The sequence below is a fragment of the Pseudonocardia xinjiangensis genome (assembly GCF_012911925.1).
Taxonomy (GTDB): Bacteria; Actinomycetota; Actinomycetes; order Mycobacteriales; family Pseudonocardiaceae; genus Pseudonocardia; species Pseudonocardia xinjiangensis.
Genome location: NZ_JAAXKY010000143.1, coordinates 1 through 19538 on the forward strand (window position 1 = coordinate 1; position 19538 = coordinate 19538).

Genomic DNA, 19538 nt, shown 5'->3' on the forward strand with positions numbered 1-19538 from the left:
CGTCCGCGCCCGGCGAGTCGCCCGGCCGTGCCCCGCGAGTCGCCCAGCAGTGCCCCGCGAGTCGCCCGAATCCGCCCCGCGAGTCGCCCGGATTTGGCGCGCGAGTCGCCCGGCTCCGCCCCGCGAGTCGCCCGGCTGCCGGGCGGGCGAAGTCGGGCGAACCGGCAGTGGCCCGGCGCCTCCTCGCAGACCGGGTGTGTTCCTCGCAGATGCTGCGGGCTCTGCGAGGAACAGGCCGGGTCTGCGAGGACGAGGGGGGCGGGCGGGGCCGGTCAGGCGCCGTTGCTCGTCAGCAGGACGTCGGCGTCGAAGCACGTCCGCTCGCCCGTGTGGCACGCCGCCCCGGTCTGGTCGACGACCACCAGCACGGCGTCGCCGTCACAGTCCAGGCGCACCTCGTGCACCTGCTGGACGTGGCCGGAGGTGGCGCCCTTCACCCAGTACTCCTCGCGGGAGCGCGACCAGTAGGTGGCGCGGCCGGTGGTGAGGGTGCGGTGCAGCGCCTCGTCGTCCATCCAGGCCACCATCAGCACCTCGCCGGTGCCGTGTTGCTGCGCGATGGCGCACACCAGCCCGTCGGGGGTGCGCTTGAGCCGGGCCGCGATCGCCGGGTCGAGGGCGGACTCCCGCACGCGTGCCGTCATCGCACCTCCACCTGCCCCTCGCGCAGGCCGTCCTTGACGTCCTTGATGCGCAGCTGTCCGAAGTGGAAGACGCTGGCGGCGAGCACGGCGTCGGCTCCCGCCCGCACGGCTGGCAGGAAGTGCTCGACGGCGCCCGCTCCACCGCTGGCGATCACCGGCACGTCCACCACCTTGCGCACCGCGGCGATCATGGCCAGGTCGAAGCCCGCCCGGGTGCCGTCGGCGTCCATCGAGTTGAGCAGGATCTCGCCGACACCGAGCTCCTGGCCGCGGGCGGCCCACTCGACGGCGTCGATGCCGGTGCCCCGGCGCCCCCCGTGGGTGGTGACCTCCCAGCCCGATGGGGTCGGTGCGCTGCCCTCGGGCACCGTGCGGGCGTCGACGGAGAGCACGATGCACTGCGCCCCGAACCGGCGGCTGGCCTCGTGGAGCAGCTCCGGGCGGGCGATCGCCGCGGTGTTGATGCTGACCTTGTCAGCCCCGGCCCGCAGCAGCGTGTCGACGTCGTCGGTGGCGCGGATGCCGCCGCCGACGGTGAGCGGGATGAACACCTGCTCCGCGGTGCGGCGCACCACGTCGAGCATGGTGGCACGCTCCCCCGACGACGCCGTGACGTCGAGGAACGTGAGCTCGTCGGCGCCCTCGGCGTCGTAGACGCGGGCCATCTCCACCGGGTCGCCCGCGTCGCGGAGGTCGGCGAAGTTGACGCCCTTCACCACCCGGCCGGCGTCGACGTCCAGGCAGGGGATGACGCGAACGGCGACGCCCATCTCAACCGGCCGCCCGTCCCGCAGCAGCGTCGACCGCGCGCACCGCGGCCAGCGCCTCGGGAAGCGTGAAACGCCCGGCGTAGAGCGCCTTGCCGACGATCGACCCCTCGATGTTGACGCCGGTGGCGGCCACCTCGGCCAGCGCGACCAGGTCGGAGACCTCGGCGATCCCGCCGGAGGCGATGACCGGGGCCTTCGTGGCGGCCGCGACGTCGCGCAGCAGGTCGATGTTGGGCCCGCGCAGCGTGCCGTCCTTGCTCACGTCGGTGACGACGTAGCGGGAGCAGCCGTCGCGGTCGAGCCGCTCCAGCACCTCCCAGAGGTCACCGCCGTCGGTGGTCCAGCCGCGGGCGGCGAGCCGGTGGCCTGCAGCGGTGATCCGGACGTCGAGGCCGACCGCGATCCGGTCGCCGTGGGCCGCGAGGGCGCTGGCGCACCAGTCGGGGTTCTCCAGCGCCGCGGTGCCCAGGTTCACCCGGGCACAGCCGGTGGACAGGGCGCGCTCGAGCGACGCGTCGTCGCGGATGCCGCCCGACAGCTCCACCGCCACGTCCAGCTCGCCGACGACGGCGGCCAGCAGCTCGGCGTTGGAGCCGCGGCCGAACGCGGCGTCGAGGTCGACGAGGTGGATCCACTCCGCGCCGTCGTTCTGCCACTGCAGCGCGGCATCCCGCGGGGCGCCGTAACCGGTGGCGGTGCCGGCCTCGCCCTGCACCAGCCGCACGGCCTGGCCGTCGGCGACGTCGACGGCGGGAAGCAGCGTGAAACTCACGCCAGGAAGCCTACCGGTGACGTCTCCGGCCCCGGCCCGCAATACACACGGGGCGGCGGTGGTCAGTCACCCACGAGGATCATGTCGGCGGCCTTCTCCGCGATCATGACGACGGGAGCGTTGGTGTTGCCCCGCACGATCGCCGGCATCACCGAGGCGTCGACCACCCGGAGCCGGTCGACTCCGCGCACCCGCAGCTCGGGGTCCACCACCGCCGCGTCGGCAGTGCCCATCGCGCACGTCCCGACCGGGTGGTACATCGTCTGGGTCCGCGACCGGACGAGGTCGAGCAGCACCGACCGGTCGGGCACGGCGTTCGCCGGCAGGTACGGCCCCGAGATGGACGGCGCCAACGACGGCATGCGGGCCACGTCGACCAGGGTCCGCAGCCCGGTCACCATCGCGTCCAGGTCGGACTGCTCCTCGTAGAAGGCGAAGTCGATGACCGGCTTGGCGGACGGGTCGGCCGAGCGCAGCCGCAGCCGTCCGCGGCTGGCGGGATCGACCAGGGCGACGGCGGCGGCGCAGCACGGCACGTCGGCGTAGCCGAAACCGTCGTGCCAGTACGAGGTGGCGGCGGCGAACACCTGGATGTTCGGCGCCGCGGCTCCGTCGGTGGCGAAGAACATCGCGACGTCGCCGACCACCGAGGTGAGCGGCCCCCGGCGGTCCCGCTGCCACTGCAGCGCGGCGTCCTCGGTGGCGGCGAGATCCCGGAAGTCGGTGGTACCCCGGGTGGTCCAGACCAGCGGGACGGCCGGGTGGTCCTGCAGCCCGGCGCCCACGCCGGGGGCATCGAGGACCACCGGGATGCCGTGGTCGCGCAGATCGTCGGCCGGGCCGATGCCGGAGAGCATGAGCAGCTGGGGCGAGGCGATGACCCCCGCGCAGAGCAGCACCTCCTCCTCCGCCTGGGCGACGTGGTCGATCCCGTCGGCGCGGTAGGTCACGCCCACCGCGCGCCCGTCCCGCACCTGGACGCGGTCCACCGTGCTGCCGGTGAGGACGGTCAGGTTGGGCCGATCCGTGACGGGATGCAGGTAGGCGTCGGCCACGGACCAGCGCCTGCCGTCCCGGCACGTCAGCTGGTACTTCCCGGCGCCGAGCTGCGAGGGACCGTTGAAGTCGTCGTTGGCGGGCAGGCCCCACTCGACGGCGGCGTCGATCCACGCCCGCGACAGGTCGTGGACGAAGATCTGGTCCTGCACCAGCAGCGGGCCGTCCGAGCCGTGCAGCGGCCCGGACAGCCGCGCGTTCCCCTCCGACCGGATGAAGTAGGGCAGCACGTCGCTCCAGCCCCAGCCCCGCGCGCCGAAGTGGTCGAGCCACCTGTCGTAGTCGGCGGGGTTGCCCCGGATGTACATCATGGCGTTCATCGACGAGCAGCCGCCCAGCATCCGTCCTCGTGGCACGTACACGGAACGGCCGGTGCGGGCCTGGGGAACGGACGCATAGCCCCAGTCCCGCTCACCCTTGAGCATTCCGAGGAACGCGGCCGGAATATGCACCTCGGGAACGTCGTCCGAACCGCCCGCCTCCAGCAACAACACGCGGATGGCGCTGTTCTCGGACAACCGGTTGGCCAGCACGCAACCAGCGCTGCCGGCACCGACGATCACGTAGTCGAACGATTCCATCGCCGGTCTCCACGGGTCGCCGAATTCACCAGAGCCGATCCGAACAGAACCGGAAGCACCACACCGCCGAATCCGATCACGGCCGTCACCTGGGCAAACAGCCCGAGTACCGAGACTCCTTGCGAGGAATCTAGCAACTCGCCATTTCTTTGGCCACCAGTCGGCCGCGCACCGGATCACCGACAACCGACAACCGGATCAAATCGTTCACATTCCGCGGACGAAGCCGGATCGGGAACGAGAGATCAGCCGACGACGTCGCGCAGCCAGTTGCGCAGGACGGCGGCACCCGCGTCACCCGACTTCTCCGGGTGGAACTGGGTGGCGGCCAGTGCGCCGTTCTCCACGGCGGCGACGAAGTCCTCACCGTGGTGGGCCCAGGTGACCAGGGGCGGCCGGAGCACCTCCGACTCCTCCATCTCCCAGCGCCGCACCCCGAAGGAGTGCACGAAGTAGAAGCGGGTGTCGGCGTCGAGGCCGGCGAACAGGGTGGAGCCCACGGGCGCGCGCACGGTGTTCCAGCCCATGTGCGGCAGCACGTCGGCCTTGATCCGCTCGACGGTGCCGGGCCACTGCCCGCAGCCGGTGGTGCGGTCCCCCCACTCCACGCCGAGGTCGAACAGCACCTGCATCCCCACGCAGATGCCCAGCACCGGACGCCCACCGGCGAGGCGGCGCTCGATGATCCGCGGGCCGTTGACGGCGCTCAGGCCGCTCATGCAGGCCGCGAAGGCGCCCACCCCGGGCACGACGAGGCCGTCGGCCTCCATCGCGGCGTCGGCGTCGGCCGTGACCGTGACGTCGGCACCGACCCGCTGCAGCGCGCGCTCGGCTGAGCGGAGGTTGCCCGACCCGTAGTCCAGCACGACGATCCGTGACACCCGGCCAGGATAGCGGCAACTCGATTGACCTCGACCCCGGTCGAAGTTGCACCCTCTGCGCATGACGACCGCAGCCGCCCCCGGCCTCCTCAGCGGACGGTTGCGCACGCTCACCGTCGGATCCGTCGCGCTCGTGTCGCTCGGCGCGTTCGAGGCGATCGCCGTGGCGACGGCGATGCCGACCGTCGCCGTCGCGCTCGACGGGCTCGCCGCCTACGCACTCGCGTTCGGGTTGCCGCTGGCCACGAGCGTGGTCGGAATGGTGCTCGCCGGGGTGTGGAGCGACGCGCGAGGGCCCGGCGCCGCGATGCGGGTGGGCGTCGCCGCGTTCGTGGGGGGCCTGCTCGTGGCCGGGCTGGCGCCGGCGATGCCGGTCCTCGCCGTGGGCCGGGCGGTGCAGGGACTGGGGTCGGGGCTGTTCTCGGTGGCGCTCTACGTGGTGGTCGCCCGGGCCGTCCCGCCCGGGCTGCACCCTCGGATGTTCGCCGCCTTCGCCGCCGCGTGGGTCCTGCCCGCGGTCGTCGGGCCGCCGCTGGCCGGCCTGCTGGTCGAGACCGTCGGCTGGCGCTGGGTGTTCCTGCTCGCGGCGGTGCTGGCCGTGCCCGCGGCACTGCTGGTGGAGCCGGCCCTGCGTGGGCTGGCCGGCCAGGCGGGCGCGGGTGGCCACCGGTGGCGGCGCGTCGGCTGGGCGGTCGTCGCGGCGATCGGAGCGGGAGCGCTCTACCAGGCCGGTCAGCTCGACGGGACGCTCGCCGTGGTGCTCGGCGCCGGAGCGGTGGTCGCGGTCGCCGTGGCGGCCCCCGCGCTGTTGCCGGCCGGGGCGCTGCTCGCCCGCCGCGGGCTGCCCGCGGTGATCGCGGTGCGCGGCCTGCTCTCGGCCGCGTTCCTGGCCGAGGAGGCGTTCCTCCCGCTGCTGCTCTCCCGCGAGCGGGGCCTGTCGCCCACCGTGTCCGGTCTGGTCCTGACCGCGGCCGCCGTGACGTGGTCGGCCGGTTCCTGGTTCCAGGGCCGCCACCGCGCGCCGTCGCGCACCACGCTGTTGCGGTGCGGCACGGCTCTCGTGGGGGTCGGTGTCCTCACCGCCGGGGCGACCGTGCTGCCCGCCGTGCCGGTGGCCGTCGGGGTCCTCGGATGGGCCGCTGCGGGGCTCGGCATGGGGCTCGCCTACCCGACGCTGTCGGTGCTGACGCTCGAGCTGTCCGCTCCCGGGGAGCAGGGCGCCAACAGCTCGGCGCTGCAGATCGCCGACGCCCTGTTCGCCGCGGTCGTCCTCGCGCTGACCGGAGCGTTGTTCGCCGCGCTCGTCGGCTCCGGCGCCGTGGCCTTCGCCGCCGGCACCGCGGTGGCCGCGGTGCCGGCGCTGGCCGCGGTGCTCGCGGCCCGCCGGGCAGGCATGGCGCCCGCCTGAGCCGGCCGCCGGGACGAGATCAGAGCGTGCGGGTCAGAGCGTGCCCTTCGTGGACGCGATCCCGGTGAGCCGCGCGTCCGGTTCCACTGCGGCCCGCAGTGCCCGGGCGACCGCCTTGAACTCGGCCTCCGTGATGTGGTGCGGGTCGCGGCCATCGAGCACCCGGATGTGCAGGGCGAGATGGCCGTGGAAGGCCAGCGACTCGAAGACGTGCCGGTTGAGCACCGTCGGGTAGTGACCGCCCACGACGAAGCCCTGCATCACGTCGGGCTCGCCGGTGTGCACGGTGTACGGGCGGCCCGACACGTCGACCACGGCCTGCGCGAGCGCCTCGTCCATCGGGATCCAGGCGTCGCCGAAGCGGCGGATGCCCTTCTTGTCACCCAGCGCCTGCCGGATCGCCTGCCCGAGCACGATCGCGACGTCCTCCACCGTGTGGTGGGCGTCCAGCTCCACGTCCCCCTGGGCGTGGACCGTGAGGTCGAACGCCCCGTGCTTGCCCAGCGCGTCGAGCATGTGGTCGAAGAACGGGACTCCGGTCGCGATATCGGTGGTGCCGGTGCCGTCGAGGTTGATCTCGACGAGGACCTTCGACTCCTTGGTGACCCGCTCCACGCGGCCGATCCTGCTGGTCATGTCCGCAACTCCTGCTCCACCACGTCCGCTGCGATCTGCAGGAACGCGTCGTTCTCCTCGGGCGTGCCGATCGTGACACGCAACCGCTCGCGGATACCGACGTCGCGGATGAGGACTCCGCGGTCGAGGAAGGCCCGCCAGGCGCGCGGGGCGTCGGCGAACCGGCCGAACAGGACGAAGTTGGCGTCGCTCGGCACGACGTCGAAGCCGGTGGCGGCGAGGTCGGCCACCACGCGGTCGCGCTCGGCGCGCAGGAGCGCCACCGTGGCGAGCGTGGCGTCGGCGTGCCGCAGCGACGCCCGCGCCGCGGCCTGCGTGAGCGACGAGAGGTGGTAGGGCAGCCGCACCAGCTGCAACGCGTCGACGACGGCGGGAGCGGCCGCCAGGTAGCCCAGCCGGCCGCCGGCGAACGCGAACGCCTTGCTCATCGTGCGCGAGACGATCAGCTTGTGGCCGTGCGTGGCCAGCAGCGTGATCGCGCTGGGGCGGTCGGAGAACTCCGCGTAGGCCTCGTCGACCACCACCATCCCCGGGGCGGCGTCGATCAGGGCGGCCAGCTCGGCCGGCTCCAGCGACTGGCCGGTGGGGTTGTTCGGGCTGGTGAGGAACGTCAGGTCGGGGGCGTACTCGCGCAGTGCCGCCGCCGCGGCCCGGATGTCGACGGAGAAGTCGTCGCGGCGCGGGGCGGGCAGCCACTCGGTGCGCGTGCCCGCGGCGATGATCGGGTGCATCGAGTACGAGGGTTCGAAGCCCACGGCCGTGCGCCCCGGCCCGCCGAACGCCTGCATGATCTGCTGCAGGATCTCGTTGGAGCCGTTGGCGGCCCAGACGTTGGTGGCACCGAGCGTGACGCCGGTGGCGCTGGTCAGGTAGGCGGCGAGATCGGTGCGCAGCGCGAGGGCGTCCCGGTCGGGGTAGCGGTGCAGCTCGGCCGCGACGATGTGGGCGGCCTCGGTGACGTCGGTGACCAGCTCGGGCGGCGGCGGGTACGGGTTCTCGTTGGTGTTGAGCCGCACGGCCACGTCGAGCTGCGGTGCGCCGTAGGGGCTGCGGCCGCGCAGGTCTTCACGCAGCGGCAGGTCGTCGAGGGAGACCTCGGCGCCCACCGCGGGGAGGAGCGCGGTCACGGGGCGAACCTCGCCGTGACGGCCTGACCGTGCGCGGGCAGGTCCTCGGCGGTGGCGAGCGTGACCACCTGGTCGGCCACGTCGCGCAGCGCGTCCTCGGTGTACTCGACGATGTGCACGCCGCGCAGGAACGTCTGCACCGACAGGCCCGCGGAGTGGCGGGCGCAGCCGCCGGTGGGCAGCACGTGGTTGGAGCCCGCGCAGTAGTCGCCGAGCGACACCGGGGCGTAGGGGCCGACGAAGATCGCGCCCGCGTTGCGGACCTGGAGCGCGACGGAGCGCGCGTCCTCGGTCTGGATCTCCAGGTGCTCGGCGGCGTAGGCGTCGACGACCGTGATGCCGTTGGCGAGGCCGTCGACCAGGACGGCTCCGGACTGCGGGCCGGTGAGCGCGGTGCGGATCCGCTCGGTGTGCTTGGTCTGGGGCACCTGCCGCCCCAGCTCGGCGTCGACGGCGTCGGCGAGAGCGGGCGAGGTGGTGACCAGCACCGACGCCGCGTTCGGGTCGTGCTCGGCCTGGCTGATCAGGTCGGCGGCCACGTGCACCGGGTCGGCCGTGTGGTCGGCGAGGACGGCGATCTCGGTGGGGCCGGCCTCGGCGTCGATCCCGATGAAGCCGCGCAGCAGCCGCTTGGCGGCGGTGACGTAGACGTTGCCCGGCCCGGTGACCATGTCGACGGGCGCGAGCTCGGCGCCGTCGGTGTCGGTGCCGCCGTAGGCCAGCAGCGCCACGGCCTGCGCCCCGCCGACCGCCCACACCTCCTCGACGCCGAGCAGCGCGGCCGCGGCGAGGATGGTGGGGTGCGGCAGCCCGCCGTGCTCGGCCTGCGGCGGCGATGCCACCACCAGCGACTCGACGCCGGCGGCCTGCGCCGGAACCACGTTCATGACCACGCTCGACGGGTAGACGGCGAGGCCGCCGGGCGCGTACAGACCGACCCGGCGCACCGGCACGAACCGCTCGGTGACGGTGCCCCCGGGCACCACGCCGGTGACGATGTCGGCGCGGCGCTGCTCGTCGTGCACCTTCCGGGCCCGCTCGATCGAGGTCTCCAGCGCGGTGCGCACCGACGGGTCGAGCGCGGCCAGCGCCCCGTTGAGCGTCTGCACCGGCACCCGGACCCCGGACGGGCGCACCTTCTCGAACTGCTCGGCGAACTCCAGCGCGGCCTCGACCCCGCGCTCGCGCACCGCGTCGACGATCGGGCGCACCTGGTGCAGCACCGCGTCCACGTCGACGTCGGCACGCGGCAGGAGGCCGCGCAGGTCGGCGGTGCGGGGCAGGGGGGCGGCACGCAGGTCGAGTCGGCGGAGCATGGTGCCAGAGTACGGGGGCGGCTTCGTCACCGGGCCGGGGAGGCGGACCCGCCGCCGGGCGTACTCTCACCGCGCGTGACGATCTTGTCCGGTGCCTCGTGAGCCGCTTCCTGTTCCTGCCGATGCCCGGCCACGGCCACGTGAACCCCACCCTCGCGGTGGCGACGGAGCTGGTGGCCCGCGGACACCAGGTCACCTACCTGCTGCCCGACCAGTTCCGGGACACCGTGGCGGCCACCGGGGCCGAGCTGGTCGAGTACCCCGCCCCGCCCTTCCAGCCGCCGAAGCCGGGCGAGGCCGTCGAGGGCCATCTGGCCGCACTGATGCAACAGCTCACGGCCACCGCGGAACAGGTGGCTCCCCTGCTCCTCGACCTGTACGACCGGCAGCGCCCCGACCTCGTCGTGGGCGAGAACTTCTCGATCTGGGGCACGCTGCTCGTCGCGGCACGGTCGGCCAGGGCGGTGCAGCTGTCGGCGTCCTACCCGCCCGGACCGCAGTCCCCGGTCACCCGGCGCTTCCCCGCCGCGGGGAACGCCGGGCCGCCACCGGTCGACACCACCCGGCTGGCCGCGGCCGCCGACCGCTACGGCGTCCGGGTGGCAGACCCCGCCTCCCTGATCTGGGGGCACACGCTCCCGACCGTGGTCTTCATGCCCGCCGAGTTCCACCCGTTCCACGAAGCGCTCGGCGACACCGTGCACTTCGTCGGCCCGGCGCTGGGCCGTCCCGAGCCCGCCGACGGGTTCGACCTGTCGGCGTGGAAGACCACGCCGGGGGTCTACGTGTCGCTGGGCACCGCGTTCAACGAGCGCAAGGAGTTCTTCCGGGCCTGCCTGGAGGCGTTCGCGCACAGCGACCGCCCGGTGCTGGTCAACCACGGGAGGCGGCTCGGCGCGGCCGACTTCCCCGCCGTCCCGGACAACAACATCGTGCTCGCATCCCACGTGCCCCAGCTGCGGGTGCTGGAACACGCCGCCGCGTTCGTCACCCACGGCGGGATGGGCAGCACGATGGAGGCGATCTTCCACGGAGTGCCCATGGTGGTGGTCCCGCAGATGGTGGAGCAGGAGGCCACCGCCGACCGGGTGGCCGAGCTGGGCCTCGGCGTCCAACTCGATCCCGCGGACGCCACCCCCGGCGCGCTGGCCAAGGCCGTCGACACCGTCGTCTCCGACCCGGCCTACCGCGCGGCCTGCGCCCGGATGGGCGCGCTGGCCAGGGCGGCGGGTGGCGCCCCCGCCGCCGCGGACGTGCTCGAGGCCGCGGCGACCTGACCCCGGCCCCCCTGCGCCGCACACCCCGCGAGTCGCCCGTTCCCGACCCGCGAGTCGCCCGTTCCCGACCCGCGAGTCGCCCGTTCCCGACCCGCGAGTCGCCCGTTCCCGACCCGCGAGTCGCCCGTTTCGAGCCCGCGAGTCGCCCGTTTCGGGCGCGCGAGTCGCCCCGGTGCAGCCCGGCGTCAGGGCCGCAGGTCGAGCCCGATGTCCAGCGCCGTGACCGAGTGGGTCAGCGCCCCGACGGCGATGTAGTCCACCCCGGTCTCGGCGTACTCCCGCGCGTTCGCGAGCACCAGCCCCCCGGACGACTCCAGCCGCGTCGGCAGGTCACCCCGGCGCCGCACCGCCTCCCGCGTGAGCTCCACGGAGAAGTTGTCCAGCAGCACCAGCTCCGCGCCGAGCGCGAGCACCTCGTCGAGCTGTTCCAGGGTGTCGACCTCCACCTCGCACGGCAGGTCGGGAGCGTGCTCACGGGCCGCAGCCAGCGCCGCGCCGACCGAACCGGCGGCGGCGACGTGGTTGTCCTTGATCAGCACCGCGTCACCGAGGCCGAGGCGGTGGTTCACCCCGCCGCCGCAGCGCACCGCGTACTTCTCCAGCAGCCGCAGCCCCGGCATCGTCTTGCGGGTGTCGCGGATGCGGGCGTTCGTGCCCGCCACGGCGTCCACCCAGGCCGCCGTCGCGGTGGCCACGCCCGAGAGGTGGCACAGCAGGTTCAGTGCCGTGCGCTCCGCGGTGAGCATCCCGCGCACCGGCGCCCGGACAGTGAGGGCGACGTCGCCCGCATCGAGGCGGTCACCGTCGGCTCTCGCGTCGAGCACCTCGACGGCGCCGGGTGAAGCCAGGACCGTGTCGAGGACCGCGAGCACGGCCGGAATCCCGGCCAGCACCCCCGGCCGGCGTGCGGTGAAGGCGGCGACGGCCACGGCGTCGGCCGGGACCGTGGCCGCCGTGGTCGCGTCCGGGCCGTAGCGCAGGTCCTCCTCCAGCGCGATCCCGACGACGCGACGCAGGTCGTCCCGGTCGGGTGCCTCGATCGTCACGGTCATGCCGCCACCGCCGTCTCCTCCTGCACGGTCGGTCGACCCGACCGGTCGAGCCCGACCACCAGGCTCGTCCGCTGCCACACGTCGTCGCGCTCCGGGAAGTCGGTGCGCACGTGGCAGCCGCGGCTCTCGGTGCGGTGCCCGGCGGCCGCGAGCACGGCCTGCGCAAGCAGGGTCAGCGCGGCGTCCTCCACCCCGGCCCGGTCCACGGGCACCCCGAGCGCCGTGGCCGCCTCCACGGCGTCCGACGCGGCGGCGAGCCCTGCGGCGTCACGCCCGATCCCCGCCGCACCGGTCATCGCTCGCTGCACCACCGGACGCGGCGCGAACGCCACCGCGGGGGACGGCACCGGCAGCGCGGCATTCGCGGCGCGCGGGACCGGGCGGTCGGCGGCGACGGCGCGGGCGGCGCGCGCACCGAGCACGAGCCCCTCGAGCAGGCTGTTGGACGCCAGCCGGTTGGCTCCGTGCAGGCCGGTGCGGGCCACCTCGCCCGCGGCGTACAGCCCCGGGACGGTGGTCCGCCCGTCGAGATCGGTGACCACCCCGCCGCACGCGTAGTGCGCGGCCGGCGTCACCGGGATCGGTTCCCGCACCGGATCGACCCCCACGGCCAGGCAGGCGGCGTGGACGGTCGGGAAGCGCCGGGCGAAGTGCGGGATCGCCGTGGCGTCGAGATGGACGCAGTCGGCACCGGTCTCGGCGAGCGTGCGGGTGATCGCCGCGGCCACCACATCGCGCGGGGCCAGATCGGCGAGCGGATGCACCGCCGTCATGAAGCGCCGCCCCGCCCGGTCGAGCAGCACCGCACCCTCCCCGCGTACGGCTTCGGTCACCAGCGGGAGCCTGCCGACGGCGGGAGCTCTCCTGATGCTCGACGTCAGCTGCAGCCCCTGGGTCCTGATGCTCGGCCCCGCCTGCACCCCCGGCGTGTAGAGCGCGGTGGGGTGGAACTGCACGAACTCCAGGTCCGCCGCGGTCGCTCCGGCCCGCAGCGCGAGCGCGACGCCGTCCCCGGTGGCCGTCCCCGGGTTGGTGCTGCTCGCGTAGAGCTGCCCGTACCCCCCCGTGGCCAGCAGCACGGCGGGCGCCTGCAGCAGCCCGGGCCGACCGGCGTCGTCCAGCACGGAGAGGCCCGCGACCGAGCCGCACTCGTCGAGCAGGACGTCCACCGCGACGTGCGCGGTGAGCAGCGGCAGCCGCCGGTCGGAGACCGCGGTCACCAGTGCCCGCTCGATCTCCGCACCCGTCGCGTCGCCGCCGGCGTGCACCACGCGGAAGGCAGAGTGGCCGCCCTCCCGGGCGCGGGCGAGCCTGCCGTCGCCGCCCGGGTCGAAGACGGCGCCCCTCGCCCGCAGCCGCGCGACGGCGCCCGGGCCGTCCGCGATGATCTCCCGCACCGCCGGGGCGTCGGACAGGCCGGCGCCCGCGACGAGGGTGTCGGTGACGTGGGCGTCGACGGTGTCGCCGGGCACGTCACCGACCACCACGGCGACCCCGCCCTGCGCCCACCGGGTGGACCCGGCGTCGGCGGCGTCCTTCGTCACGACGACGACGCGCAGCCCGAGCTCGGTGGCGTCCAGCGCCGCGGTGAGGCCGGCGACGCCGGACCCGACGACGACGAGGTCGGCGGTGGCCTCCCAGAGCGCCGCGCTCACTCCGCGCCCCCCGGCTGGCCGATCGCGATCATCCGCTGGACGGCGGCCCGGCCGCGGGCGGCCAGATCGGGGTCGACGTGCACCTCGTCGGTGCCCTCACGCAGGGACCGGAGCAGCTTCTCCGGGGTGATCATCTTCATGTAGCGGCAGGAGGCGCGCTCGTTGACGGCGCGGAAGTCGATCTCGGGCGCCGCCTTGCGCAGCTGGTGGAGCATGCCGACCTCGGTGGCCACGAGCACGCTGGCGGCGGTGCTCGCGCGGGCCGCGTCGAGCATGCCGCCGGTGGAGAGGATCTTGACCCGGTCCTCGGGCACCGCGCCGGCACCGGCGAGGTAGAGCGCCGAGGTGGCACAGCCGCACTCGGGATGGACGAACAGCTCGGCGTCGGGGTGCGCCTCGACCTGGGCGGTGAGCGCCGGCCCGCTGATCCCGGCGTGGACGTGGCACTCCCCCGCCCAGACGTGCATGTTCGTCCGGCCGGTGACGCGCCGGACGTGGGCTCCGAGGAACTGGTCGGGCAGGAACAGCACCTCGCGGTCCGCCGGGATCGACTCCACGACCTCCACCGCGTTGGAAGAGGTGCAGCAGACGTCGGTCTCGGCCTTCACCGCTGCGGTGGTGTTGACGTAGGAGACGACGACCGCGCCGGGATGCTCGGCCTTCCACTCCCGCAGCTGGTCGGCGGTGATCGAGTCGGCCAGCGAACACCCGGCGCGCGCGTCCGGGATCAGGACGGTCTTGTCCGGAGCCAGGATCTTGGCCGTCTCGGCCATGAAGTGGACGCCGCAGAAGACGATCGTCGAGGCGTCGGACTCGGCGGCGATCCGCGACAGCGCCAGCGAGTCGCCGGTGTGGTCGGCCACGTCCTGGATCGCCGGGAGCTGGTAGTTGTGCGCCAGCAGCACGGCATTCCGGCGGCGGGCCAGCTCGCGGACCTCGTCCGCCCACCCCGCGTCCGGTGTCGGTGCCTCGGTCGGCGAGGCGGTGACCTCGGTGAGCGTCACGGTGTCCCTCCATCTCCTGTTTTCGACTATCAGTCGCAAACAGCGGCGATGGTAGCAGCGGGTTCAGGCCGGCACACCGTTCTCGTGACCGGGAACTCACCGCACGGCAACCGGCCGTTCACGTGCCCCGACACACCGTCACGGCCCCGGCGCCTACGATCCGCGCATGACCCGCCCCACCGAGCACGAGGTGCTGGCGGCGGTACTGCAGATTCGAGCGGACTCGCTCCAGGTGCTGGCCTGGCAGCGGGCCCTGCCGCCCGACTCGGGCCGGTGGGCGCTGCCCGGCGGCCGGCTCGGGGACGACGAGGACGTCGAGCGGTCGGTCCGGCGACAGCTCGCGGAGAAGGTCGACGTCCGCGAGGTGACCCACGTCGAGCAGATATCCGTGTTCAGCCACCCCGACCGCGTGCCCGGCCCGCGCCTGATCGCGACCGCGTTCCTCGGGCTCGTGCCGTCCGACAGCGACCCCGCGGTCCCCGCCGACACCGCGTGGCACCCGCTCACCGCGCTGCCCCCGACGGCGTTCGACCACGCCGCGATCGTCGAGGCGGCCCACGACCGGCTGCGGGCGAAGCTGTCCTACACGAACCTCGGGTTCGCGCTCGCCCCGCGGGAGTTCACGATCTCCGCGCTGCGCGATCTCTACGCCGCCGCGCTCGGCCACCCCGTGTCCGCCACCAACCTGCAGCGGGTGCTCACCCGGCGCGGGCTGCTGGAGCCGACCGGCGAGGTCTCCCCACCCGGTCCGGCGGGCGGACGTCCCGCGGCGCTGTTCCGGTTCACCGACCGGACACTCCGCGTGACCGACGCCTTTGCGGTACTACGGCCGCCGAGCGAGCAACTGCGCGGCGCCGTACCGTAGTCGAGTGGCCGAGACGCTCCCGCTGTTCCCGTTGGGCACGGTGCTGATGCCCGGGGCCTCGCTGCCGCTGCACATCTTCGAGCCCCGGTACCGCCAGCTCACAGTCGATCTCGTGACCGGCGCGGTCCCCGACAAGGAGTTCGGGGTCGTGGCGGTCCGGGAAGGCTGGGCACCCGACGAGGACGGCATCGCTGGCCTGCACACCGTCGGCTGCACGGCGGAGCTGCGCGATGTCCGCCGCCTGCCCGACGGGCGGTTCGATCTCGTCACGCGCGGGGCACGGCGGTTCCGGCTGCTCGACGTGGACGAGGAGTCGAAGCCCTACCTGATGGGGTCGGTGGAGTTCCTGCCCGACACCGAGGCGCCCGTCGCCGACGGCATGACGCAGATGCTCACCGCCGCCGCCCGTGCCGCCCATCGCCGCTACTGCGACACCGCGTGGAAGACCGGCGACTGGTCCGAGCCCGATGCCGACCTGGAGCCCGACACCCTCCCCCACGTGCTCGCGGCCGACTGCCTGCTCCCCATCGGCGACCGCCAGAGCCTCCTGGAGCAGACCTCCCCCGTCGAGCGCCTACGCATGGTGCGCGCCCTGCTGGCCCGCGAGACCGGCCTGCTGAGCCAGCTCCGCGCCGTCCCCGCCCCCATCAACACCTTCGCGGTGGAGACCAGCGCCAACTGACCGCCCCACCCGCGAGCCCCGCGAGTCGCCCGCATTCCGTCCGCGAGTCGCCCGTTCCGCACCCGCGAGTCGCCCACCTCGCGCGCGCAGGTTCGTGATCCCGGTCAGCGCCAGCCGAAGCGCGTGCGCAGCTCCGCCGCGACGGTCTCGAAGCGACGGCGGTCCAGGATGGCGCCCTCCCGGCGGATGTCGTGCTCGCCGATCTCGAGGACCCGGTCGAGCCGGACGAACGACTCCCGGCCCTCGCGGTCCCACGAGCCGGATCCGATGGAGATCCAGTCCCAGTCACCGGCACGGTCGGCCTGGCTCGACAACATCAGGCCGACGAGCTCACCACCCTGGCGGCCGACGACCAGGAGCGGCCGGTCCTTGCCCCGCCCGTCGTCCTCCTCGAACGGGACCCAGGCCCACACGATCTCGCCGGGGTCGGCGGTGCCGTCGGGGTCGGGCGAGTAGATGATCGTGCGCGCCCGATCCAGGGAGGATGCGCTGCGGGCCGGCACTCTCGGCGGAGGGGGCGGCTCCTGCCTGCCGGGTGACAACAGGTCGATACCGATCTTCGTGGCCTGCCGCAGGGCACCTCTCCAGTTCGCCATGGCGACAGCATGGACGACAACGCGTCCGGTGTCCGTAGGGTCTCGTCATGATCAACCGAATTCGGTACCGCATCGTGGCCTGGCTACGTCCACAGGCCGCCCGAAACCGCCGAAATCCCCCGCAAGGCTCACCTGGTCCTGACGTCGAGCGCGTCAGATCGGTCCACCGGGCATCGGCGGAGTCAGGCGCGGAGAGGGTCGGCGCTGCGGCGCTCGCCGTGGCGGCTGCAGCGCGCGGTCCAGCCGATGGGCGTCACCTGCACCACCATGCGGCGGGCGCAGTCGGGGCAGAACCGCGGTGGCTCGAGCTTACGGCGGCCCGCGCAGCGCGGGTGGTCGCCCTCGTCGGACGGCTCGCCGCACTGGTCGCAGAACACCAAGGCCGTCACAGCGTCTCGTTCAGGGCCTTGATCGGCATCTGGAGCTCGCCGAGCAGGTCGATGTCGGACTCGGCAGGGCGTCCGAGCGTGGTCAGGTAGTTGCCGACGATCACCGCGTTGATCCCGCCGAGCAGCCCCTTGCGCGCGCCGAGGTCGCCGAGGGTGATCTCCCGGCCCCCGGCGAACCGGAGCACCGTGCGCGGCAACGCCAGCCGGAACGCCGCGACCGTACGCAGGGCGTCCGGGCCGGCCATCGGCTCGAGATCGCCGAACGGGGTGCCGGGACGCGGGTTGAGGAAGTTGAGCGGTACCTCGTCGGGGGTCAGCGTCGCGAGCTGCGCCGAGAACTCGGCACGCTGCTCCAGGCTCTCCCCCATCCCGAGGATCCCGCCGCAGCACACCTCCATGCCGGCCTCGCGCACGAGTCGTAGCGTCTCCCAGCGCTCCTCCCACGTGTGCGTGGTGACCACGTTCGTGAAGTGCGAGCGCGCGGTCTCGAGGTTGTGGTTGTAGCGGTGGACGCCCATCGCGGCGAGCTCGTCGACCTGCTCGGGGGTGAGCATCCCCAGCGAGCAGGCGATGTTGATGTCGATCTCGTCCTTGATCGCCGCGATACCCGCCGCGACCTGCGCCATCAGCCGGGCGTCCGGACCGCGGACGGCCGCGACGATGCAGAACTCCGTGGCACCCGTCTTGGCGGTCTGCTTGGCCGCCTCGACGAGCGACGGGACGTCGAGCCACGCCGAGCGCACCGGTGAGTCGAACAGTCCCGACTGGGAGCAGAAGTGGCAGTCCTCGGGGCAGCCGCCCGTCTTGAGCGAGATGATCCCCTCGACCTCCACCTCCGGGCCGCACCACCGCATCCGCACCTGGTGGGCGAGTTCGAGGAGGTCGTCGAGCGCGTCGTCGGGCAGCCGCAGCACGTCGAGGACCTGCGCCTCGGACAGGCCGATGCCCTCCTCCAGCACCTGCGTGCGCGCGGTGGCCAGGATGCCGGTCTCGGTCGTCGTCACGGGTGTGCAGTCTGCCATTCGCCACCCAGCGCCGCGCCCAGCCCGTGGCGGGCGGCGACCGCGAACTCCTCGGCCGGTAGCGCGCCCGCCCCGTCGGGCATCGCGCCGAGGAGCGGCACCCCGGTGACGGCGGGGAGATCGACCAGGTTGCAGACGGCGGCCAGGTCGGGGTCGGCGGGCCAGGCCCCGACCACCACCCCCGGGCAGGTCAGGCCGCGGGCCCGCAGCGCCTCTACGGTGAGCGCGGTGTGGTTGAGCGTGCCGAGACCGGCAGTGGCCACCACCAGCACCGGGACGTCGAGCGCGGCGGCGGTGTCGGCGAGCGTGCCGCCGTCGTCGTCGAACCTGACCAGCAGCCCGCCCGCACCCTCCACGAGCACGAGATCGTGACCGGCGGCCAGCTCCCGCGCCGCCTCGGCAGCCTCCTTCGGCGTGACGGGCGCAGCGCCGGCCCGGCGGGCGGCCGTGGCGGGCGCGAGGGGGTCGGGATAGCGCGCCAGCTCGCGGGGCGTGATGCCGGGGACGAGCCGGGCCACGTCGGCGAGGTCCCCCGGCTCGTCGGGCCCGACGCCGGTCTGGGCCGGCTTCAGCACGGCCACCCGCTCCCTGCGCGCGCGGGCGAGCGCGGCCACCGCCGCGGTGACGACGGTCTTGCCGACCCCGGTTCCCGTCCCACTGACGACGAGGACCCGTCCGCCGGTCATCGGGCCGCCGCCGGGGCCAGCACCTCGGCCAGGACGGCGCGGACCAGCGCGGTGTCCTCCGCGGTGAGGGTCGCCCTGGCCGTCAACCGCAACCGGCTCGTCCCCTCCGGCACCGACGGCGGGCGGAAGCAGCCGACCCGCACCCCGCGGGCGGCGCAGGCGCGCGCGGCGCCGACTGCCCGCTCCGGGTCTCCGAGCACCACCGACACCACCGCCGACGGGGGTGCGGGCACCCCTGCTGCCGCGGCCAGCTCCGCTGCGGCCCGCAGCACGGCGAGCGGCCGGTCCGGTTCGGCCCGCAGCACCTTTACCGCCGCCAGCGCGGCACCGACGGACGCGGGCGCGAGGCCGGTGTCGAAGATGAACGAGCGGGCCGTATCCACCAGGTGCTCGGTGACCGCGGCCGGCCCGAGCACAGCGCCACCCTGGCTGCCCAGCGCCTTCGACAGCGTCACGGTGACGACCACGTCGTCCGCTCCGGCCAGGCCGACGGCGGTGAGCAGCCCCCGGCCGCCGGGACCGACCACGCCGAGTCCGTGTGCCTCGTCCACCACGAGCAGGGCGCCCCGTTCCCGGCAGACGGCATGCAGCTCCCGGACCGGGGCGAGCCCGCCGTCGACGCTGTTGACGCTCTCGGTGACGACGAGCGCCCGCGGCTCGGTCCGGGCCGCGAGCACCGCGTCGACGGCGGCGGGATCGTCGCGCGGGACGACCGCGATGCGGGCGCGCGACAGCCGGCAGGCGTCCACGAGCGAGGCGTGGTTCGCGGCGTCGGAGACGATCAGCGCTCCCGGACCCGACAGCGCCGTCAGCACCCCGAGGTTCGCGGCGTAGCCGGAGGAGAACACGAGGCAGGACTGGGCCCCGCAGAAGTCCGCGAGCTCGCGCTCCAGCTCGGCGTGCAGCGCCGTGGTGCCGGTGACCAGACGGGACCCGGTCGAGCCCGCCCCCCACGTCCGTACCGCGCTGACGGCCCCCTCGACCACCCGCGGGTCGCCGGTGAGCCCGAGGTAGTCGTTGCCGGCGAGGTCGAGCAGGCCGTCGGCGACGCCACGCGGGCGCAGTTCCCGGCGGAGCCCGGCCTCCCGCCGGCCGGCGGCGTGCGGATCGAGCCAGGCC

General features: G+C 74.2%; 20 protein-coding genes. 4 read left to right on the top strand and 16 right to left on the bottom strand.

Annotation, left to right across the window (positions count from 1 at the left end):
* Positions 1–272 precede the first annotated feature (272 nt).
* From hisI to hisH, 5 genes are all read right to left on the bottom strand, one after another.
* Positions 273–644 (bottom strand): phosphoribosyl-AMP cyclohydrolase, encoded by a 372-nt coding sequence (hisI, locus tag HF577_RS30160; RefSeq protein ID WP_169399382.1) that lies wholly within the window; start codon positions 642–644, stop codon positions 273–275.
* Entirely contained in the window at positions 641–1414 is a 774-nt protein-coding gene (gene hisF, locus HF577_RS30165) for an imidazole glycerol phosphate synthase subunit HisF (protein WP_169399383.1), read from the bottom strand. Before hisF ends, hisI begins: the two co-directional genes overlap by 4 nt.
* A 1-nt stretch (position 1415) precedes the next feature.
* Positions 1416–2186, bottom strand: coding sequence for a bifunctional 1-(5-phosphoribosyl)-5-((5-phosphoribosylamino)methylideneamino)imidazole-4-carboxamide isomerase/phosphoribosylanthranilate isomerase PriA (priA, locus tag HF577_RS30170; RefSeq protein ID WP_169399384.1), 771 nt, complete (start codon positions 2184–2186; stop codon positions 1416–1418).
* A gap of 62 nt (positions 2187–2248) precedes the next feature.
* A complete protein-coding gene (locus HF577_RS30175) occupies positions 2249–3823 on the bottom strand; it encodes a GMC family oxidoreductase (RefSeq protein WP_169399385.1) in 1575 nt (524 codons plus the stop codon).
* Between the two features lie 245 nt (positions 3824–4068).
* A complete protein-coding gene (hisH, locus tag HF577_RS30180) occupies positions 4069–4704 on the bottom strand; it encodes an imidazole glycerol phosphate synthase subunit HisH (RefSeq protein ID WP_169399386.1) in 636 nt (211 codons plus the stop codon).
* A 61-nt stretch (positions 4705–4765) separates the two neighbouring features.
* On the opposite strand from hisH, the gene HF577_RS30185 reads away from it, so the two are divergent.
* Entirely contained in the window at positions 4766–6112 is a 1347-nt protein-coding gene (locus HF577_RS30185) for an MFS transporter (protein WP_169399387.1), read from the top strand.
* 33 nt (positions 6113–6145) lie between these two features.
* On the opposite strand, the gene hisB is transcribed toward HF577_RS30185, so the two are convergent.
* Genes hisB through hisD form a run of 3 tightly spaced genes read right to left on the bottom strand, consistent with a single transcriptional unit; the run spans position 6146 to position 9191 of the window.
* Entirely contained in the window at positions 6146–6748 is a 603-nt protein-coding gene (hisB, locus tag HF577_RS30190; protein WP_169399388.1) for an imidazoleglycerol-phosphate dehydratase HisB, read from the bottom strand.
* Positions 6745–7875 (bottom strand): histidinol-phosphate transaminase, encoded by a 1131-nt coding sequence (locus tag HF577_RS30195; protein WP_169399389.1) that lies wholly within the window; start codon positions 7873–7875, stop codon positions 6745–6747. Before HF577_RS30195 ends, hisB begins: the two co-directional genes overlap by 4 nt.
* Complete coding sequence (hisD, locus tag HF577_RS30200; protein ID WP_169399390.1) at positions 7872–9191, bottom strand: histidinol dehydrogenase; 1320 nt, start codon at positions 9189–9191, stop codon at positions 7872–7874. Before hisD ends, HF577_RS30195 begins: the two co-directional genes overlap by 4 nt.
* A gap of 98 nt (positions 9192–9289) precedes the next feature.
* Here hisD and HF577_RS30205 point away from each other — a divergent pair, with 98 nt between their 5' ends.
* Complete coding sequence (locus tag HF577_RS30205) at positions 9290–10468, top strand: macrolide family glycosyltransferase (protein ID WP_169399391.1); 1179 nt, start codon at positions 9290–9292, stop codon at positions 10466–10468.
* 185 nt (positions 10469–10653) lie between these two features.
* Here the strand turns inward: HF577_RS30205 and nadC are convergent, their stop codons facing one another.
* The 3 genes from nadC to nadA are packed head-to-tail and all read right to left on the bottom strand — an operon-like array spanning position 10654 to position 14179.
* Positions 10654–11520, bottom strand: coding sequence for a carboxylating nicotinate-nucleotide diphosphorylase (gene nadC / locus HF577_RS30210; RefSeq protein WP_169399392.1), 867 nt, complete (start codon positions 11518–11520; stop codon positions 10654–10656).
* Positions 11517–13175 carry an L-aspartate oxidase gene (locus HF577_RS30215; protein ID WP_169399393.1) on the bottom strand — a complete coding sequence of 553 codons (1659 nt, stop codon included), beginning with the start codon at positions 13173–13175 and terminating at the stop codon, positions 11517–11519. Before HF577_RS30215 ends, nadC begins: the two co-directional genes overlap by 4 nt.
* A complete protein-coding gene (nadA, locus tag HF577_RS30220; RefSeq protein ID WP_169399394.1) occupies positions 13172–14179 on the bottom strand; it encodes a quinolinate synthase NadA in 1008 nt (335 codons plus the stop codon). The genes HF577_RS30215 and nadA overlap by 4 nt, the downstream gene beginning before the upstream one ends.
* A gap of 166 nt (positions 14180–14345) precedes the next feature.
* Between nadA and HF577_RS30225 the strand changes: the two genes are divergently transcribed.
* Together HF577_RS30225 and HF577_RS30230 are read left to right on the top strand one after the other, a co-directional pair.
* Positions 14346–15044: an NUDIX hydrolase gene (locus HF577_RS30225; RefSeq protein WP_169399395.1), complete on the top strand. Its 699-nt coding sequence runs from the start codon at positions 14346–14348 to the stop codon at positions 15042–15044.
* Between the two features lie 4 nt (positions 15045–15048).
* Positions 15049–15726 (top strand): LON peptidase substrate-binding domain-containing protein, encoded by a 678-nt coding sequence (locus HF577_RS30230; RefSeq protein WP_169399396.1) that lies wholly within the window; start codon positions 15049–15051, stop codon positions 15724–15726.
* A 104-nt stretch (positions 15727–15830) separates the two neighbouring features.
* Here the strand turns inward: HF577_RS30230 and HF577_RS30235 are convergent, their stop codons facing one another.
* The 5 genes from HF577_RS30235 to HF577_RS30255 all read right to left on the bottom strand — a co-directional run.
* Positions 15831–16322 carry a type II toxin-antitoxin system PemK/MazF family toxin gene (locus HF577_RS30235; RefSeq protein WP_169399397.1) on the bottom strand — a complete coding sequence of 164 codons (492 nt, stop codon included), beginning with the start codon at positions 16320–16322 and terminating at the stop codon, positions 15831–15833.
* A gap of 182 nt (positions 16323–16504) precedes the next feature.
* A complete protein-coding gene (gene bsaP / locus HF577_RS30240; RefSeq protein WP_211175060.1) occupies positions 16505–16702 on the bottom strand; it encodes a biotin synthase auxiliary protein BsaP in 198 nt (65 codons plus the stop codon).
* Positions 16703–16707: 5 nt separating this feature from the next.
* A complete protein-coding gene (gene bioB / locus HF577_RS30245; protein ID WP_169399398.1) occupies positions 16708–17733 on the bottom strand; it encodes a biotin synthase BioB in 1026 nt (341 codons plus the stop codon).
* Positions 17712–18419: a dethiobiotin synthase gene (bioD, locus tag HF577_RS30250; protein ID WP_169399399.1), complete on the bottom strand. Its 708-nt coding sequence runs from the start codon at positions 18417–18419 to the stop codon at positions 17712–17714. Before bioD ends, bioB begins: the two co-directional genes overlap by 22 nt.
* Positions 18416–19538, bottom strand: a 1123-nt coding sequence (locus tag HF577_RS30255) for an 8-amino-7-oxononanoate synthase (protein ID WP_169399400.1), incomplete at its 5' end; no start/stop codon positions are given. The genes bioD and HF577_RS30255, both read right to left, overlap by 4 nt.

Bases quoted from the DNA above. Each gene is read 5' to 3' on its own strand.
- hisI (WP_169399382.1), bottom strand. From the start codon at position 644: ATGACGGCACGCGTGCGGGAGTCCGCCCTCGACCCGGCGATCGCGGCC.
- hisF (WP_169399383.1), bottom strand. From the start codon at position 1,414: ATGGGCGTCGCCGTTCGCGTCATCCCCTGCCTGGACGTCGACGCCGGC.
- HF577_RS30175 (WP_169399385.1), bottom strand. From the start codon at position 3,823: ATGGAATCGTTCGACTACGTGATCGTCGGTGCCGGCAGCGCTGGTTGC.
- HF577_RS30185 (WP_169399387.1), top strand. From the start codon at position 4,766: ATGACGACCGCAGCCGCCCCCGGCCTCCTCAGCGGACGGTTGCGCACG.
- hisB (WP_169399388.1), bottom strand. From the start codon at position 6,748: ATGACCAGCAGGATCGGCCGCGTGGAGCGGGTCACCAAGGAGTCGAAG.
- hisD (WP_169399390.1), bottom strand. From the start codon at position 9,191: ATGCTCCGCCGACTCGACCTGCGTGCCGCCCCCCTGCCCCGCACCGCC.
- nadC (WP_169399392.1), bottom strand. From the start codon at position 11,520: ATGACCGTGACGATCGAGGCACCCGACCGGGACGACCTGCGTCGCGTC.
- HF577_RS30225 (WP_169399395.1), top strand. From the start codon at position 14,346: ATGACCCGCCCCACCGAGCACGAGGTGCTGGCGGCGGTACTGCAGATT.
- HF577_RS30235 (WP_169399397.1), bottom strand. From the start codon at position 16,322: ATGGCGAACTGGAGAGGTGCCCTGCGGCAGGCCACGAAGATCGGTATC.
- bioB (WP_169399398.1), bottom strand. From the start codon at position 17,733: ATGGCAGACTGCACACCCGTGACGACGACCGAGACCGGCATCCTGGCC.
- bioD (WP_169399399.1), bottom strand. From the start codon at position 18,419: ATGACCGGCGGACGGGTCCTCGTCGTCAGTGGGACGGGAACCGGGGTC.